Annotated in this window: 17 protein-coding genes and 1 tRNA gene; 9 read left to right on the top strand and 9 right to left on the bottom strand. The window is 67.9% G+C overall.

The annotated features are described in order from the left end of the window. Positions 1–8: 8 nt before the first annotated feature. Entirely contained in the window at positions 9–2,021 is a 2,013-nt protein-coding gene (locus tag AWB92_RS03595; protein ID WP_085184109.1) for an FAD-dependent oxidoreductase, read from the top strand. A 15-nt stretch (positions 2,022–2,036) separates the two neighbouring features. Next, entirely contained in the window at positions 2,037–2,459 is a 423-nt protein-coding gene (locus AWB92_RS03590) for a ketosteroid isomerase family protein (RefSeq protein ID WP_085184108.1), read from the top strand. Positions 2,460–2,749: 290 nt separating this feature from the next. On the opposite strand, the gene AWB92_RS03585 is transcribed toward AWB92_RS03590, so the two are convergent. Continuing rightward, entirely contained in the window at positions 2,750–3,397 is a 648-nt protein-coding gene (locus tag AWB92_RS03585) for a dihydrofolate reductase family protein (RefSeq protein WP_085184107.1), read from the bottom strand. 92 nt (positions 3,398–3,489) lie between these two features. On the opposite strand from AWB92_RS03585, the gene AWB92_RS03580 reads away from it, so the two are divergent. Then, positions 3,490–3,894, top strand: a complete 405-nt coding sequence (locus AWB92_RS03580; protein ID WP_068107860.1) for an HIT family protein — start codon at positions 3,490–3,492, stop codon at positions 3,892–3,894. Here the strand turns inward: AWB92_RS03580 and AWB92_RS03575 are convergent. Further along, the gene (locus AWB92_RS03575; RefSeq protein WP_068187358.1) at positions 3,882–5,324 is read right to left on the bottom strand and encodes a HAMP domain-containing sensor histidine kinase; all 1,443 of its coding nucleotides are present in this window, start codon (positions 5,322–5,324) and stop codon (positions 3,882–3,884) included. The two genes, AWB92_RS03580 and AWB92_RS03575, sit on opposite strands and share 13 nt — an antisense overlap. Positions 5,325–5,352: 28 nt before the next feature. After that, positions 5,353–6,072 carry a two-component system response regulator PhoP gene (gene phoP, locus AWB92_RS03570; protein ID WP_067155676.1) on the bottom strand — a complete coding sequence of 240 codons (720 nt, stop codon included), beginning with the start codon at positions 6,070–6,072 and terminating at the stop codon, positions 5,353–5,355. A gap of 170 nt (positions 6,073–6,242) precedes the next feature. Here phoP and AWB92_RS03565 point away from each other — a divergent pair, with 170 nt between their 5' ends. The 4 genes from AWB92_RS03565 to AWB92_RS03555 all read left to right on the top strand — a co-directional run bounded on the left by AWB92_RS03565 (position 6,243) and on the right by AWB92_RS03555 (position 8,096). Next, on the top strand, positions 6,243–6,962 hold the full coding sequence (locus AWB92_RS03565) for a hypothetical protein (RefSeq protein ID WP_068187356.1): 720 nt from the start codon (positions 6,243–6,245) through the stop codon (positions 6,960–6,962). 27 nt (positions 6,963–6,989) lie between these two features. Continuing rightward, a tRNA-Thr gene (locus AWB92_RS03560) sits at positions 6,990–7,064 on the top strand. 225 nt (positions 7,065–7,289) lie between these two features. Beyond that, entirely contained in the window at positions 7,290–7,523 is a 234-nt protein-coding gene (locus AWB92_RS29255) for a hypothetical protein (protein ID WP_142281925.1), read from the top strand. Positions 7,524–7,754: 231 nt separating this feature from the next. After that, positions 7,755–8,096 carry a hemophore-related protein gene (locus AWB92_RS03555; protein WP_085184106.1) on the top strand — a complete coding sequence of 114 codons (342 nt, stop codon included), beginning with the start codon at positions 7,755–7,757 and terminating at the stop codon, positions 8,094–8,096. Positions 8,097–8,134: 38 nt separating this feature from the next. Here the strand turns inward: AWB92_RS03555 and AWB92_RS03550 are convergent, their stop codons facing one another. After that, a complete protein-coding gene (locus AWB92_RS03550; protein ID WP_085184347.1) occupies positions 8,135–8,917 on the bottom strand; it encodes a cutinase family protein in 783 nt (260 codons plus the stop codon). A gap of 277 nt (positions 8,918–9,194) precedes the next feature. Here AWB92_RS03550 and AWB92_RS29975 point away from each other — a divergent pair, with 277 nt between their 5' ends. Beyond that, positions 9,195–9,338 (top strand): hypothetical protein, encoded by a 144-nt coding sequence (locus AWB92_RS29975; RefSeq protein ID WP_173817342.1) that lies wholly within the window; start codon positions 9,195–9,197, stop codon positions 9,336–9,338. Here the strand turns inward: AWB92_RS29975 and AWB92_RS03540 are convergent, their stop codons facing one another. Then, entirely contained in the window at positions 9,339–9,569 is a 231-nt protein-coding gene (locus AWB92_RS03540; RefSeq protein ID WP_085184105.1) for a deoxyribodipyrimidine photolyase, read from the bottom strand. 191 nt (positions 9,570–9,760) lie between these two features. Between AWB92_RS03540 and AWB92_RS03535 the strand changes: the two genes are divergently transcribed. Continuing rightward, positions 9,761–10,507: a DUF4383 domain-containing protein gene (locus AWB92_RS03535; RefSeq protein WP_158090352.1), complete on the top strand. Its 747-nt coding sequence runs from the start codon at positions 9,761–9,763 to the stop codon at positions 10,505–10,507. Here the strand turns inward: AWB92_RS03535 and AWB92_RS03530 are convergent. The 4 genes from AWB92_RS03530 to AWB92_RS03515 all read right to left on the bottom strand — a co-directional run bounded on the left by AWB92_RS03530 (position 10,504) and on the right by AWB92_RS03515 (position 14,182). Further along, positions 10,504–11,820, bottom strand: a complete 1,317-nt coding sequence (locus AWB92_RS03530) for a PE domain-containing protein (RefSeq protein ID WP_085184103.1) — start codon at positions 11,818–11,820, stop codon at positions 10,504–10,506. The genes AWB92_RS03535 and AWB92_RS03530 overlap by 4 nt on opposite strands. A gap of 99 nt (positions 11,821–11,919) precedes the next feature. Next, positions 11,920–12,699 carry an enoyl-CoA hydratase gene (locus AWB92_RS03525; protein ID WP_085184102.1) on the bottom strand — a complete coding sequence of 260 codons (780 nt, stop codon included), beginning with the start codon at positions 12,697–12,699 and terminating at the stop codon, positions 11,920–11,922. Positions 12,700–12,800: 101 nt separating this feature from the next. Then, entirely contained in the window at positions 12,801–13,667 is an 867-nt protein-coding gene (locus AWB92_RS29970; protein ID WP_173817341.1) for an MAP_0585 family protein, read from the bottom strand. Between the two features lie 44 nt (positions 13,668–13,711). Beyond that, positions 13,712–14,182 carry a lipoprotein LpqH gene (locus tag AWB92_RS03515; RefSeq protein ID WP_085184101.1) on the bottom strand — a complete coding sequence of 157 codons (471 nt, stop codon included), beginning with the start codon at positions 14,180–14,182 and terminating at the stop codon, positions 13,712–13,714. Positions 14,183–14,238 lie beyond the last annotated feature (56 nt).

Here is a 14,238-nt window from a genome sequence, read left to right as displayed (position 1 = left end):
GGTCCTCGGTGACCAGCTTTCCCCACCTCTTGGCGCCGGGACGAATCGGCGCCATGACGGTACGCAACCGGGTCGTCATGTCTCCGATGGAGACGATGTACGGCACCCCGGACGGGCTGCCGTCACAGCGCACTCGCGACTACTTCGCCGCGCGCGCCAAGGGCGGGGTCGGCCTGATCACGTTGGGCGCCACCGGCGTCGACCATCGTCACCCCGAGACGCCGGGAGGCCTGCACCTGGCCACCGACGATGCGGTCGAGGCGCACCGGGCGCTGGTCGAAGTGGTGCACGAATACGGCGCCAAGATCCAGCCCCAGATCGTGCACGCCGGGCCCGACGGGCTCGGCCCGGAGATGTTCGGCGTCACCTCGCTGGGGCCCTCGGTGATCCCCTCCTACCTGACCGGGCGGCCGTCGGCTGAGATCAGCAAGCGCCAGCTCTGCGAGGTGTTCGATCTGTTCAAGGCCGCGGCGCGCCGTGCCGTCGAGGCCGGCTACGACGGTATCGAGCTACACGCCGCGCACGGCTACATGTTGCTGGGTTCTTTCCTTGCCCCGCAACGCAATCGGCGCACCGACGACTATCGGGGCGACTCAGCGCGGGGCCGGGTGCGGGTGGTGCTGGAGGCGCTGGCCGCGATCCGCTCCGAGATCGGCGACGCCTTGCCGATCACGTTACGCATCTCCGGCTACGAGCGGGTCGCGGGCGGGCGGCCGATCTACGAAACCGCGCGTCTGGCAACCGAACTCGTCGCCGCAGGCGTCAGCGCGTTTCACGTCAGCGGCGGCGTGATCGACCGGCTCGTCACCGGGATGGTCAACGGCGCCGACGACGGCGACGAGCTCAACGTCGGCGCCGCGGCGGCGGTCAAGCAGGTGGTCGACGTGCCGGTGATCGCCGTGGGCCGCATCCACGACCCGGTGCGGGCCGAACGGATCCTGGCCGACGGGCGTGCCGATTTCGTCGCGATGGGCCGCCCGCTGCTGGCCGACCCGGACCTGCCGGGCAAGCTGAGGTCCGGCCGTGCGCACCAGGTCCGCAAGTGCATTTCGTGCGAAAACTGCATCGATGCAATGGAACAACGCTTCTCGGTCGACTGCGCTGTCAATCCCCGCACCGGCAAGGAGCGGGAGCTGGCCGCGCCCCGCGCCGACCGCACCAAGCGCGTGGTGGTGATCGGCGGCGGTCCGGCCGGGCTGGAGGCCGCCCGCGTGGCCGCCGAGCGCGGCCACCGCGTGACGCTTTTCGAGCGCGGCGGCCAACTCGGCGGGGCCTTGCGGTGGGCGTCGGTCCTGCATCCGGAGAACCAGCCCTTCCTGCAATACCTGCGCCAGGAGATCAAGGCCAGCACGGTGAAAGTTCGTCTGGGCCGCGGTGTTTCGGCCGACGAAGTGGCCGCACAGGCCCCCGACGCGGTCGTGGTGGCCACCGGCGGGCACGTCGCCGTGCCGGCAATTCCCGGCGCCGACCTGCCGCACGTGCACACCGGTCCCGGGTTGCGCGAATTGCTCGATGGCCGACTGTTCGCCGGCCGGCGACAGCGGCTGGTGCACCCCGCAGCGTTCCGGCTGGCAAGTCGCGCGTGGATGCCGTTGGGCCGGCGGGTCGCCATCATCGGCGGTGACCTGGTCGCTCTCGAACTCGCCGAGTTCCTCGCCGCCCGCGGCCGGTTGGTGTCAATTCTCGAGGCAGGCAAGGACATCGCGCCCGAGGTGGGCAACAAACGCAAGACCGAGCACATGGATCGCCTCGACCGACTCGGCGTCACCGTGCACGTCCGCGCGGCCGTCGAAAGAATCACGACCCAGGCCGTGGTGTTCACGCCGGCCGGCGGCGCCACCCGGCACCTGACCGCCGACAGCGTCGTCATCGCCGGAACGGTCCAGCCCGACACCGGCCTGTTCGACACCCTGGTCGCCGCCATGCCGGGCGCCGAGGTGCACGCCGCCGGCGACTGCACCGGCCTCGGCCTCATCCGCAAAGCCACCGAGGAAGGCGCACGCGCCGCGTGCGCAATCTAGAGACAGGAGAACACCATGACCGAAACCGCTCAGGCCTCACCGGCACTGGCCGCGTCGCAATCCTCGTGGCGCTGCGTGCAAGCCCACGACCGGGAGGGCTGGCTCGCGCTGATGGCCGACGACGTCGTCGTCGAGGACCCGATCGGCAAGTCCGTCACCAACCCCGACGGCGACGGTGTCAAGGGCAAGGAGGGCGTCGCGGCCTTCTACGACAACAACATCGCGGCCAATCAGCTGACCATCACCTGCGAGGAAACGTTCCCGTCGAGTTCGCCCGACGAGATCGCCCATATCCTGGTGCTGCACAGCAAGTTCGAGGGCGGGTTCACCAGCACGGTGCGCGGGGTGTTCACCTACAAGGTCAACGATGCGGGCCTGATCACCAACATGCGCGGGTACTGGAACCTCGACATGATGAAGTTCGGCAAGGAAGAGTAGGCCGCTCAGCCGATGCGCCCGAGCCCGGTGAGGTTGCCCTAGTGTCAACATCTTCCGCTGAGGCCGCGAGCGATCGGCGAAGACGTCTTGTCACCTCCGTCACGTTGGCCTCTGACGGGAGGGATGCTCCTTCGTGCCCGCCTCGGAGCGACAATCCGGCGTGATCGAGTGTGCGCCTGCAGTTGTCGCTAGGAGGCGGGCACAAAAGGTGCCCGCTCCGGCGGAGACTCCTGCGGCGGGTGTGACTCCACCCGCGCCGTCTGGCCGGTTGCCCGGCTCGCCCGCGACGCTTAGCGGCGCGTGAAGCTCAAGTGCGTGACACCGCTCGGGCTGGTCACCGACTCCACCGCAAACCGCCGCTCGAGGCCTTCCAGTCCCTGCCACAGCGATTCCCCGCGCCCCAAGATGATGGGCACCACGGCGACGTGCATGCGGTCGACCAGGTCCTCGGCGAGGAACTGCCGGATGCTCGACGGTCCCCCACCGAGGCGAATGTCGCCGCCTCCGGCCGCTTTTCGGGCGATCTCGAGGGCTTCCGCCGGGGTGGCGTCGATGAAGTGGAAGGTGGTGCCGCCGTCCATCTCGATCGATGGCCGGGGGTGGTGGGTAAGCACGAAGACCGGGGTGTGAAACGGCGGGTCGGCTCCCCACCAGCCTTTCCATTCGTCGCCGCTGATCCACGGGCCACGCTGTGGGCCGAACTTGTTGCGTCCCATGATTTCGGCGCCGATGCCGGGCTCCCAAGTGCGGGCCAGGGCGTCGTCGATGCCCGTCGTCCCACCTGACTCGCCGTGCATCGCGCGGAAGGTGCGCGTCCCGAAGAACCACTCGTGCAACCGGCCGCCGGCATGCCCGAACGGCGCGTCCTCGCTTTGTCCGATGCCCGTGCCGAAACCGTCCAGGGAAACCGAAAAATTGTGCACGCGCACCTGTGACATGGCGGGACTCCTCTGCGTCGATTGTCGTCGCAGGATTGACCGTCCACACCCGCCAAACTCATCGGTCGAACGCCGAACCTATGCTGGGGGCCATGGCGTCGATCTTCACCAAGATCATCAACCGTGAACTTCCCGGCCGCTTCGTCTACGAGGACGACGACATCGTCGCGTTCCTGACGATCGAGCCGATGACGCAGGGCCACACGCTGGTGGTGCCCCGCGCCGAAATCGATCAGTGGCAGGACGTCGACGGTGCGGTGTTCGCCCGCGTCATGGCGGTGAGCCAGCTGATCGGCAAGGCCGTGTGCAAGGCGTTCCGGGTGGAGCGTGCCGGCCTGATCATCGCCGGGCTGGAGGTGCCCCATCTGCATGTCCACGTCTTCCCGACCCGCAGCCTGAAGGACTTCGGTTTCGCCAACGTGGACCGAAACCCCTCAGCGGAATCCCTCGATGCGGCCCAGGCCAAGATCAAGGCGGCGCTGGCTCAGCTGGCGTGAACCGGCTCCGGCGCGGGGATGTCGCTGACCCGGGGCAGCGTGACGCGGAAGCAGCACCCCTCGCCGGGTGAGGTCGTCACCGTGACGTCACCGCCGTGCGCGCGCACCAACGAGTCGACGATGGACAGCCCAAGGCCCGTGCCGCCGCTGGCCCGCGCTCGCGAAGAGTCGGTGCGGTAGAACCGCTCGAACACCCGCGACGCGTCCTGCTGACTCATTCCCGGTCCCTTGTCTGCCACTTCGAGCACCGCGTCGTTGCCCGCGGTGCCGACCCGGATGGTGACGTCGGCGCTGGGCGGGGTGTGCTGCAGGGCGTTGACGACGAGGTTGCTGAGCACCTGGCGAATCCGGGGTTCGTCGCCGAGCACCTCCGGGGTGCCGGGCCCGTCCAGGACCTCCATGGTGATGGCGCGCTTGGGATCGATCGCCTGCGCGTCATGGACGGCGTCGCTGGCCAGCGCGAGCAGGTCGACGCGGTTGTGTTCCAGCGGCCGCTGCACGTCCAGCCGGGCCAGCAGCAGCAGGTCGTCCACCAGCAGGCCCATCCGGCTGGCCTCGCTTTCGATGCGCGACAACAGCATCGACACGTCGCGCGCAGCGCCCTGGCGATACAGTTCCGCGAAGCCTCGGATGGTGGTCAGCGGGGTGCGCAGCTCGTGGCTGGCGTCGGTGATGAACCGCCGCATCCGTTCCTCGGAACCGCGCGCCTTCTCGGCGGACGACTCCGAAGAGGCCACGGCTTGCTGGATCTGGGTGAGCATTCCGTTGAGCGCCAACGAAAGTCGCCCCACCTCGGTTCGGGGATCGCGTTCGGGCACGCGGCGATCCAGCTGGCCGGCGGCGATGTCGGCGGCGGTGTGTTCGACCTCGGTCAGTGGCCGCAGGCTGCGATGCACCACCGCGAAGCTGGCGATCCCGACGACGGCGAGCACCGCCACGCCGATGCCGATCTGCAGCCAGACCAACGAGCTGAGCGTGTGCTGCACGTCGGACAGGTCGACCGCGACCGTCGTCAGGCCGTGCGGCCCGCGCACCGACACCGCACGCCACTGGATGTCCGAGCCGTTGACCGAGGGCAGCGTCGTCGGATTGGGTCCGACGTCGTTGTTGGGCGGCAGCGCCGGTTCGGCGTTGCGGTCGTTGATGGCGGTGAACGGGGTGCCGTCGGTGCCGATGCCGCGCACGTAGAACTTGGAGGGAGGGCGACCGGGATCGGGGCCCTCGTAGGGCGGCGGCGACTGGCGCCGCGGGGCCTGCGCCCAGCTGCGCGACGCGTCGAGCAGCGTCTGGTCGATCCGGCTGATCAGGCTGTGCCGCAGGATTGAGGTGACGGCCAGGCCGGAGACCGCCAGACCGCAGGCCACCAGGAGCAGCGTGGCGGCCACCAGGCCCACCCTGAGCGGCAATCCGCGTCGAACCTTATTCGGCATTCCCATCTTCCTCGCTACCGCTCGCCGCTCAGCGCGGCTCCCGCAGCACGTAGCCCACGCCCCGCAGGGTGTGCAGTAGTCGCTTCTCCCCCGTGTCGATCTTGCGACGCAGATACGACACGTAGGACTCGACGACGTTCACGTCGCCGCCGAAGTCGTAGCGCCACACGTGGTCGAGGATTTTCGGCTTGCTCAGCACCGTGCCCGCGTTGATTACGAAGTAGCGCAGCAGGGTGAACTCGGTAGGCGACAGCGACACCGGTTCGCCGGCCTTCCACACCTCGTGGGTTTCCTCGTCGAGTTCGATGTCGGCGAAACTCAGCCGGGCGTTGCGCGGTTCGGCCCCGCCCTTGCCGGCGCGCCGCAGAATGACCCGCAGCCGCGCGACGACCTCCTCGAGGCTGAACGGTTTCGTCACGTAGTCGTCGCCGCCGAGCGTCAGGCCCGCGATCTTGTCCTGCAGGGAGTCGCGGGCGGTCAAGAACAGCGCTGGAGCGTCGATGCCGTCCGCGCGCAGCCGCCGCAGCACCCCGAAGCCGTCCATGCCCGGCATCATCACGTCGAGGATCACCGCGTCGGGGCGGGCGTCACGGGCGCGATCCAGGGCCTGGGCGCCGTTGGTGGCGGTGTACACCTCGAACCCCTGGAACTTCAGGCTGACGGAGAGCAGTTCGACGATGTTGGCCTCGTCGTCGATCACGAGGACGCGAGCTTCCGGTTTCGATCCGCTTTGGCTGGGCGCTGTCATGAGGTCACTTCTGTCCTTTGCTTGAACCTTTATTTGGAAAAGCCTTTCCAATTATTGTGTGATTCCTGGAAGCTCGATGCCAGTCGTCTGCTAACAGCCTGCAAAGAATCATGGTATGAGCTTGGAACGGCTGGGTTCGCGCAGGGGTGTCGCGAATAGACTCTGAAGGCATGAACTTCGCCAAGGGAATCGTGTCGCTCGCGACGGCCCCCGCGCGGGTCGGGCTGGCCGCGGCCGACGCGGGCTTGAACGTCGCTACCGCGGCGGTGGGGGTGGCGAAGCGTGCGCTGGGCGACGCCGGGGACTCCGGTACCTACGCGATGGCTTCGATGTTCGGGATCGACGAGGCGATCGTGCGCGCCAACCGGCTGGCCCGGCTGCTGGACGACGACGCGCCGCTGGGACGCGCCGTGGCGCCCGACGGCCCGTTGGACCGCTTGCTGCGACCCGGCGGCGTAGTCGACATGCTGACCTCCGAGGGCGGCGTGCTCGACCGGCTGACCGCGGAAGGCGGCGCGCTGCAGCGCGCGCTGCAGCCCGGCGGGCTGGCCGATCAGTTGCTCGACGAAAACGGGTTGGTCGAGCGGGTGCTGTCCGAGGACGGGCTGGCGGACCGGCTGCTCGCCGAGGGCGGCCTCGTCGACAAGCTCACCGCCAGGAACGGTCCGCTGGAACAGCTCGCCGACGTCGCCGACACCCTGGCGCGGCTGACCCCGGGGATGGAGGCGCTGGAGCCGGCCATCGCCACCCTGCAGGACGCCGTCGTCGGCCTGACCATGGTGGTCAACCCGTTGAGCAACATCGCCGACCGCATTCCGCTGCCGGGCCGGCGGCGTCCGTCGTCGTCTCGGTCGGTGCGCTCAACGCGCATCATCGAAAGCGACGAATGACCCGTTAGGCTGGCACCCTGGTACCCGGCCTCCTTAGCTCAGTGGTAGAGCACTCGCCTTGTAAGCGAGCGGTCGTCAGTTCAATCCTGACAGGGGGCTCCAACTCGGCGCCGTTCTACTGCGGAAGCACTACTGACTGACGTCGCAACACTGTCGGGCGCCCAGCATCATCGATGAGCCGGTCTGGCTCCGTTTCACTGGCGGGGGGACGCGGGTAAAGAGTTTTGGGGCGCGCGGCAAGCCCGCTCCGTCTCGCGTTTACTCAGCCCGCGGCGGTCATGATGGCGGCTTCCGAGGGCATCCTTTCCACCGGTAGAGGTGAAGAAAATGCGTAAACCACCAATCATCGCTGCGGGGCTGGCGCTGGTCGCCCTGGCGTTCGGCGCCGGGGTAGCCCAAGCTGATTATGTGGATCCGGACCCGAATGATCCCGGCCTCCAGTCCAACTGGCCGTGCGGCGTGACGGTCGGACCGGTGACCACGAGCACGGGATTAACGGTCATTGGCGTACGCGGCGGCAAGCCGTGCCCACCGCCACCCGCACCGGCCGAACAACACTGACCGTCCCGCTAGTTCATTTGACGGCGCTCACGGTGAGACGCCCGCAGATAACGCGTGCTGGGCCGCCTTGGTAAGCGAGCGGTCGTCGGGTCAATCCTGATAAGGGCCTCAATTCCTCGAGATCAGATTTCAGATGCTTTTAGCGCAATGACGAGGCTGCTAGCGTCGCGAAGAAAGACGGCTCGTGGTCGGGCAGCGGGTTAATGGTGCATCGGTAGGAAGGCGCACGAAATGGCCAAACACTCGCCGGCAAGACTGGTTGTCGTGGTTTGCGCTCCGGCATTGGCATGGACCACCGGGGCCGGGGTCGCGTCCGCAGACCCAGATCTGACTCCCCTCATCAACACGAACTGCACTTATCCGCAAGCGGCGGCGGCGCTGAACGCGGCTTCGCCCGATGGTGGCGCGGAGTACGCCGCTTCCCCGGAGAGGCAGACCTGGCTACATGCATTTCTCGACTCGGGGGCTGAGCAGCGCCGGCAGTTGATCCAGCAGCAGGCGGCTGCGGTCAACCAGTACGCCGGACTTCTCGTGACGATGGCCAACACCTGCAAAAGCTATCCAGCCGGCTAACGGCCGGATACGAGCACTCCACTTCCCAAGCAGCGCTGTTAGAGATGACTCACAGCAAACGCTGCGGCGTCGTTGGTCATCCCGTTCGTGCTGTACATGAGGTGTGCGAGTCCCGGCTGCGGGTTGGGGACGCCAGAGCAGATGTCGTCGCCGGGAACGCACAACTCGATGGTCTTGGGCGCGTACAGCGGGCCGATCCTGATGGGCGGCGCGCCGTAGCTGCTCAGGAACTGGTCCGAGGGCTTACCAAACAGTGCGACTGCGGCGACGTGGTTAGCGATCTGCGGCGGCATCGGCTTGGGTACGTACGGCATGTACTCAGCAGGTACTTCCTTCGGTACGGAAGCCGAGGTGAGGAAACCCGCGATGACTGCGCCTTGGGAGTAGCCGCCGATCACCATCCTGGTGTTCGGGCAGTTCGCCGCCGTGTACTCAACATGATCCCTTGCGTTGTAGATCCCGTTCATGACGGTGCTGAGGAACGGTAAGGCGGCTTGCAAATCGCCGGCGGGGGGAAAATCGCCGCTCGCGGGGTAGTCAACCCCGTATACCCCGATCGACCGATTGCCGGCTTGCGCGCGCAGGGAGTCGACAAATGCCTGTCCCACCGCGCCAACGCCGGGTGGCTCGTAGGTACCGCGGGCGAACACGACTTCAATGTCGGAGCATGGTTGGGCGGACGCGGACGGGACGGGCGTCCCAAGCAGCGCCGCGCAGGTCGCGACAGCGCCAGCCCCAACGAAACGAACGATCTGGCGGGCGCTGACGAGGATCAGCAGGCGACGCGCCCACTCAGCTTGTATTGGTTTCCTGACTTTCATTTGCACCCCACAGTGTCGCGGCATCCCCCGACCCGTGGCTTCGTTAAATGTTGCCATACCGAGCGGGCAAATACCCCCCCTCTCAGCAAATTACCGACCCCAACGGCCGGCCCCGCGGCTATGTATGACCTCGGCCGGCCCCTGGTCGTGTCGGAGTTGCGCCGAGGTGGCGGCCCGGCGAATCATCGACACCTAACATGAGCAATCTTCTCGGCGTCACTGGTTGAGCGTGGCCCTTAGGCGTGTTGACGAGTTGAAGCCCGGAGACAGGATCCGCATGAGGATCGGGCACGCCACCATCGTCGCGACCGAGCCCCTCGACGACGACCGAACCCTGATCACCTTTCTCTACGGGACGCAAGGGGCCGCCGACAACGACCTCACGGTGGATGTCCTGGACGACGACGAGTGGGGTTGGTAATCACGACTTCTTCGACGGGATGACGATGACGACGATCAGCGTCAGGATCGAGAAGAACAGCCCGAGCAAGCCCCAACCGAGGGCGCTGCGACCCTTCATGCCGGCGATCACGGCGCACACGATGGCGGCGATGATGCTTCCGATCGCGACGAAGATGCCTTTGATCCCCTTGAGGATGATGCCCGCAGCCTCGGGTTGTTGTGCCGCGGCAAGGACAACGCTGTGCAACATGATGCCTCCTCGATGAACGACACAGTCCGGACGTGCGCCGATCTGACCGGATAGATACCCAACTGGGCGGGCAACCATGCCAGGACCAGGGACCGCTGGAGTAGTCCGGCCGGTAGCGGGTAGCCGGTGCTCAAGCGTTTTTTCAGTCTGGAGGTCACGCGATGCCGGTTACCGCGGGTCACGTTCCCGGCATGACGTCGGGTTTGCGCAGGGTCCCGATGGACCCGGGGCGCTTCCACAGCGGGCGTTGGTTCCTGCTGATCGAGGGCGTGCTGGTGAGCGCGTTCGGCATCGCCGGGTTGGTCTCCGCGGCAATGCATCCGCACGCCGGACCCACCGGCGCCCCCGTTCTCGGCCTCACGTCGACCCCGGCGCACAGCGGCCTGCTGCTGGCGTTCGGGGTGGTGGCCATTGCAGCCGTCGTGCATCGCCGCGCGGCGGTGACGGTCACGGCGGTCGGCGCGGTGGGCTACACGATGTTGTTGTTCTTCACCAGTGTCGCCACGGCGCGCAGGGTCCCGACGCCGATGGGCTTCCACGCCGCCGACATCTTGCTGCACGGGATTCTGGCGGTGGTCAACCTCGCGCTGCTGATGTGGCTGATTCCCGACGAGCTGGGAGACGAGGTCTGGGCGCCCCGACGGCGCCGGGGGCGGGATCGGCGGGCGCCCTCGCCCCCCTTGGCGGCCACGGCGCCGCTCCCCGCGCCGGCACCGGTGCAGGAGTCGCGTGCTCCCGCAGGCATGCCGGAGCCACCCGCCCCGCCGGTCAGCGTTCCCGAACCTCTCGAGCGGTCGAGGAGCGAAGCTTCCGACGAGCCCTCGGCCTACCACGGCGTCGAGACGGACGCGGTGCGATCACGCCGCGCCGCAGTCGCTGTGGCGGTCCTGGCAGCCGCCGTCGTCATCGCCGTGTGGCTACGCCGCCGCGGTCGCTAGAGCGATCCGGTCAGCTCGGCCGTCAGCCCACTGACGCTGGTGTTGGTCACGGCGTGGATCAAGTCGCGGCCCACCGCGACCGGGAAGTGAACCGTCGCGGCGGCGACCTCGTCGACACCGTTCTGCACCGCGCCCAAGATCGTCGCCGGATCGCCGGTGCCAAGGGCCGTCAAGCTGTTCCACGCCGCGAATTGCGGCGCCGTGATCAGGTCGCGCACGTCGACGAACAGCTTGGTCGGCAAGGTCGGCGGCCCCACCGGCACGCCGTCCCAACTGACCAGCGACCAACCGCCCTGGGGATTGCCCTGCACCACGACGACGCCGGTGTTGGGCAGCGGGTGGGTGAGCATCAGCAAGGGATCGGGATTGTTGACGTTCATCAGCGTGCCGACCTCGATCGCGAACTCGCTGGAGAACGCGACGTCGGTGATTTGGCCGTTGCCCGGGTTCACGACGGGATTCGTCATCGCGGTGCCATACATCGTCTGCATCGCGTGGGTGAACCCCTGGTCGAAAACGATCCCGTTGATGTGGGCCGAGCCAGGGCCGAGCATCGGCACGATGGGGAATCCGAGCGTCCACGCCAGCGGCGCAACCAAATACAGCAGGCCCTGGGGACTGATGTCCGGTGCGCCGTCGAAGACGCCGGCACTGATCTCGTTGAGCCCGGCCAATATTGGCACGTTGTTCATGCCGGCGAAGAACGCGGTCTGCTGGACCCTGGTCAGCTGCGACTCGAAAACCCCCGCGAAGTTACCTTGCGGCCCGAGCGCGGTGCCGATGGCCGTCGCCTGTTGCATGCCCAGCGGCGTGAGGGGCAACCCAGGCACGGCCGTGTCAATCAGGTTGGCGGCGTTGCCAACTGACTGCCCGTGCCGCACGAACTCGATGACGATCGACTGCTGGTTGCCCCCGGTGCCGAACAGCGCCTGGTCGATCGCGCTTCCGAATGGGCTGTTGGCCCAGGCCCCGGTGATCGTGTTGAGCGGAGCGTTGAGGAACGCCCGCAGCTCGCTGGAAAGGCTGGCGGCGTTGACCGCCTCGGTGGCCATGTACGACGACGACGCCGCGGTCAACGTCTGCACGAACTGCTCGTAGTACGTCGTCGCCCGCGCCGCCGCCGCCTGATAGTCCTGGGCGTGCGCGCCGAACAGCGCCGCGATTGCCGCCGACACCTCGTCGCCGCCCGCCGCCGCCAGCTCGGTCGTCGGAAAGGCCGCGGCCAGATTGCCGGCGGTCACGTCCGAACCGATGCGCGCCAGATCGGCCGCGACCGTCTCCAATATTTCTGGCAGAACGAGCACAGATGACATTCGCCTAAACCCCCCGGTTTGGTTTTGAGTACTAGCCATCATGGAGCGCGACGGGCGAAGGTGTGGCCGATTTCGACCAATCACCGGCACGCGAAAGGCTTACCGCCGAGCGTCCTTGCGCGCGAGGAACGTCCGCATCTGCTGTTGCGGCTCGCCGGTCAGGAACGCCAGCCCGAACTGCTCGACGCTGTCCTCGACGGCCCTCTCAACAGTCATGTCGAACCAGCTGTTGAGGAGGCGCTTTTGTTGCCGGACCGCCTGCGGGCCGAACCCGCTCAGCTTGGCGCCGAGCTCGGCGACGCGGGCGTCGAGGGCGTCGGCCGCGACGACCTCGTGCACCAGGCCCCAGGCGGCGGCCGTGCGGGCGTCGATCGTTTCACCCGTGAGCAGCAGCCAGGTCGCATGCGAGGCCCCGATCAGCCGTGGGATCAACGCCGCATGGATGACCGACGGGATGCCGACCGCCACCTCCGGCATCCCGAATTTGGCACCCGATTCCGCGATCCGCAGATCGCATGATGCCGCGACCTCCAACCCACCGCCGAGGCACCAGCCCGCAAGCCTCGCGATGACCGGGACGGGGCAGTCGCGGATGGCCTCGCACAGCCCCGCGAGCCGGCGGATGAACACTTCGGCGCTGGACCGGTCTAGGGTGACCATCTCGTTGATGTCGGCTCCGCCGATGAACGCCCTCTCGCCCGCTCCGCGCAACACGACGACCCGCGCGTCGCCGTCCTGGCTGACGGCGCCGAACGCCTCGGTCAGCGCCTCGATGGCGGCGGTGCCGATGATGTTCAGCGGCTTGGAGTTGATCAACTCGATGGCGACCGAGCCGCCATCGCGACCGAGCCTGACGAATTGGCTGTCCGTCGTGTGCATGCTCTACGCGTACACCAGTCGCGGGGAAAGGTCAGCAACAAAAAGCCGCCCCGGCGCGGGCCGGGGCGGCTTCTCGTTTGTCTCTGCGGGCCTGCGAGGCGTCAGTACAGCGGAACCCAGACGCCGAAGAACCAGTAACCCCAACCGCCGTAGTACCAGTTGAAGACGGGGAAGACGGTGAAGGTGTTGTACTCGAACGGGCCGAAGTCGGACCGGGCGTAGACCACGTCGCGCGGCGGGCCGTCCCACGGGCGGTTCCACCCGCCGGGAGGCGGCGGGCCGTCCCATCCGCCGGGCGGCGGCGGGCCATACCAGCCGGGCGGGGCGTGGTGCGGGGCCGGGCCGTCGTTCCAGCCCCACCCACGCTCCGGCGGCGGAGGCGGCGCGCCGCGGCCCACGACGCTGAATTGGACATCGCCTGCCGGGCCGCCGATTTCCGCGCTCGCCGTGACCAGATCGCGGCGCGGGACGTAGGCCGGGTGCGGCGGCTGCGTGCTCGGCGGGTTGAGCGCCGGGCGCGCCTCCCGGCCGGACGGCGGGGTGGTTTGCCCGCTCGCGGGCGCGGTGGTTTGTGCGCTCGGCGCCGTCGTCTGCCCGCCCGGCTGGGTGGTTGCCGGACTCGACGGCTCGCTGCCTCGGGTCCACGACGGGTGCGTGCTTTCGGTCGCGGGCGGCTCGCTGGACTGGGTCGCCGGCGGCTGCGTGCTCTCGGTGGCCGGCGGCTGCGTCGAGTGCGTCGCCGGCGGCTGGCTTTGGGTGGCCGGCGGCTGGCTTTGGGTGCTCGGCTCATGGGTCTGCGGCGGATTCTGCGGGGCCTGCGTCGCTCCGCCGACGCCACCACCACCGCCGCCGTGGCAGTTCGGGCACGGCGGTGGCGGGTCTAGCGGCGCCGAGCTGGCGAACCCCGGGTTCAGGGCGGAGATACTCAGCCCCGCCGCGACCGCCGCCGCGCTGACGATACGTTTCATAGACATTTCAGTGCGTCCCCTCTGGTGGGTTTAGATCGCCTGCGCTACGGGCAGGTCACGTCCAGTTCGAATGGCTTGGTCACCGTCTTCGGCTGCTGCGGATTGCTCATATCGGTGCCGGTCGCGGTGCCCTTGATGGCGTAGGACTTTCCATTGACGGCAGCCCCTGCGTTGCTCGCTTGGTTGGGGGCGGCGTCGGAGAAACCGAGCGCAATCCCGTTGACGCTGCCCAGTCCGACCGAATGCACGATCGGCGGACTGTCGTTGCTGACCACCGCCCCGACTCCGGCCGTCGGGTCGCCGATGCCGATGGTGGTGACGCCGTTAGCCGAGTTGCACGTGACTTGGCCGCTGACGTTCTGGTTTTGCCCGTCGACGACGACCTGAGGTCCGGCCGCCGCCGGCGCGGAAGAACTCGATGACGCTCCCGTGCTGGACTTGTTACTCGAACAGCCGGCGCACGCCGCGACCACCACGGCCACCCCCGCTACCCCGACCACGATCCCACGCTTCACTACTGATCTCCTTGGTGTCGCTGGTTCGTACTATTTCGTTGACAGGCTCCAATAGA

The sequence above is a fragment of the Mycobacterium sp. IEC1808 genome, from assembly GCF_002101935.1.
Taxonomy (GTDB): Bacteria; Actinomycetota; Actinomycetes; order Mycobacteriales; family Mycobacteriaceae; genus Mycobacterium.
The sequence above is the reverse complement of the archived record's forward strand: the minus strand, read 5'-3'. Positions and strand labels throughout refer to the sequence as shown.

What these genes read in the sequence shown, in the direction of transcription:
- phoP (WP_067155676.1), bottom strand. Translation starts at nt 6,072, where the DNA reads ATGACAGCGCCCAGCCAAAGCGGATCGAAACCGGAAGCTCGCGTCCTC.
- AWB92_RS03550 (WP_085184347.1), bottom strand. Translation starts at nt 8,917, where the DNA reads ATGAAAGTCAGGAAACCAATACAAGCTGAGTGGGCGCGTCGCCTGCTG.
- AWB92_RS03585 (WP_085184107.1), bottom strand. Translation starts at nt 3,397, where the DNA reads ATGTCACAGGTGCGCGTGCACAATTTTTCGGTTTCCCTGGACGGTTTC.
- AWB92_RS03540 (WP_085184105.1), bottom strand. Translation starts at nt 9,569, where the DNA reads ATGTTGCACAGCGTTGTCCTTGCCGCGGCACAACAACCCGAGGCTGCG.
- AWB92_RS03565 (WP_068187356.1), top strand. Translation starts at nt 6,243, where the DNA reads ATGAACTTCGCCAAGGGAATCGTGTCGCTCGCGACGGCCCCCGCGCGG.
- AWB92_RS03575 (WP_068187358.1), bottom strand. Translation starts at nt 5,324, where the DNA reads ATGCCGAATAAGGTTCGACGCGGATTGCCGCTCAGGGTGGGCCTGGTG.
- AWB92_RS03590 (WP_085184108.1), top strand. Translation starts at nt 2,037, where the DNA reads ATGACCGAAACCGCTCAGGCCTCACCGGCACTGGCCGCGTCGCAATCC.
- AWB92_RS29975 (WP_173817342.1), top strand. Translation starts at nt 9,195, where the DNA reads ATGAGGATCGGGCACGCCACCATCGTCGCGACCGAGCCCCTCGACGAC.
- AWB92_RS03530 (WP_085184103.1), bottom strand. Translation starts at nt 11,820, where the DNA reads ATGTCATCTGTGCTCGTTCTGCCAGAAATATTGGAGACGGTCGCGGCC.
- AWB92_RS03555 (WP_085184106.1), top strand. Translation starts at nt 7,755, where the DNA reads ATGGCCAAACACTCGCCGGCAAGACTGGTTGTCGTGGTTTGCGCTCCG.
- AWB92_RS03525 (WP_085184102.1), bottom strand. Translation starts at nt 12,699, where the DNA reads ATGCACACGACGGACAGCCAATTCGTCAGGCTCGGTCGCGATGGCGGC.
- AWB92_RS03580 (WP_068107860.1), top strand. Translation starts at nt 3,490, where the DNA reads ATGGCGTCGATCTTCACCAAGATCATCAACCGTGAACTTCCCGGCCGC.
- AWB92_RS29970 (WP_173817341.1), bottom strand. Translation starts at nt 13,667, where the DNA reads ATGAAACGTATCGTCAGCGCGGCGGCGGTCGCGGCGGGGCTGAGTATC.
- AWB92_RS29255 (WP_142281925.1), top strand. Translation starts at nt 7,290, where the DNA reads ATGCGTAAACCACCAATCATCGCTGCGGGGCTGGCGCTGGTCGCCCTG.
- AWB92_RS03535 (WP_158090352.1), top strand. Translation starts at nt 9,761, where the DNA reads ATGACGTCGGGTTTGCGCAGGGTCCCGATGGACCCGGGGCGCTTCCAC.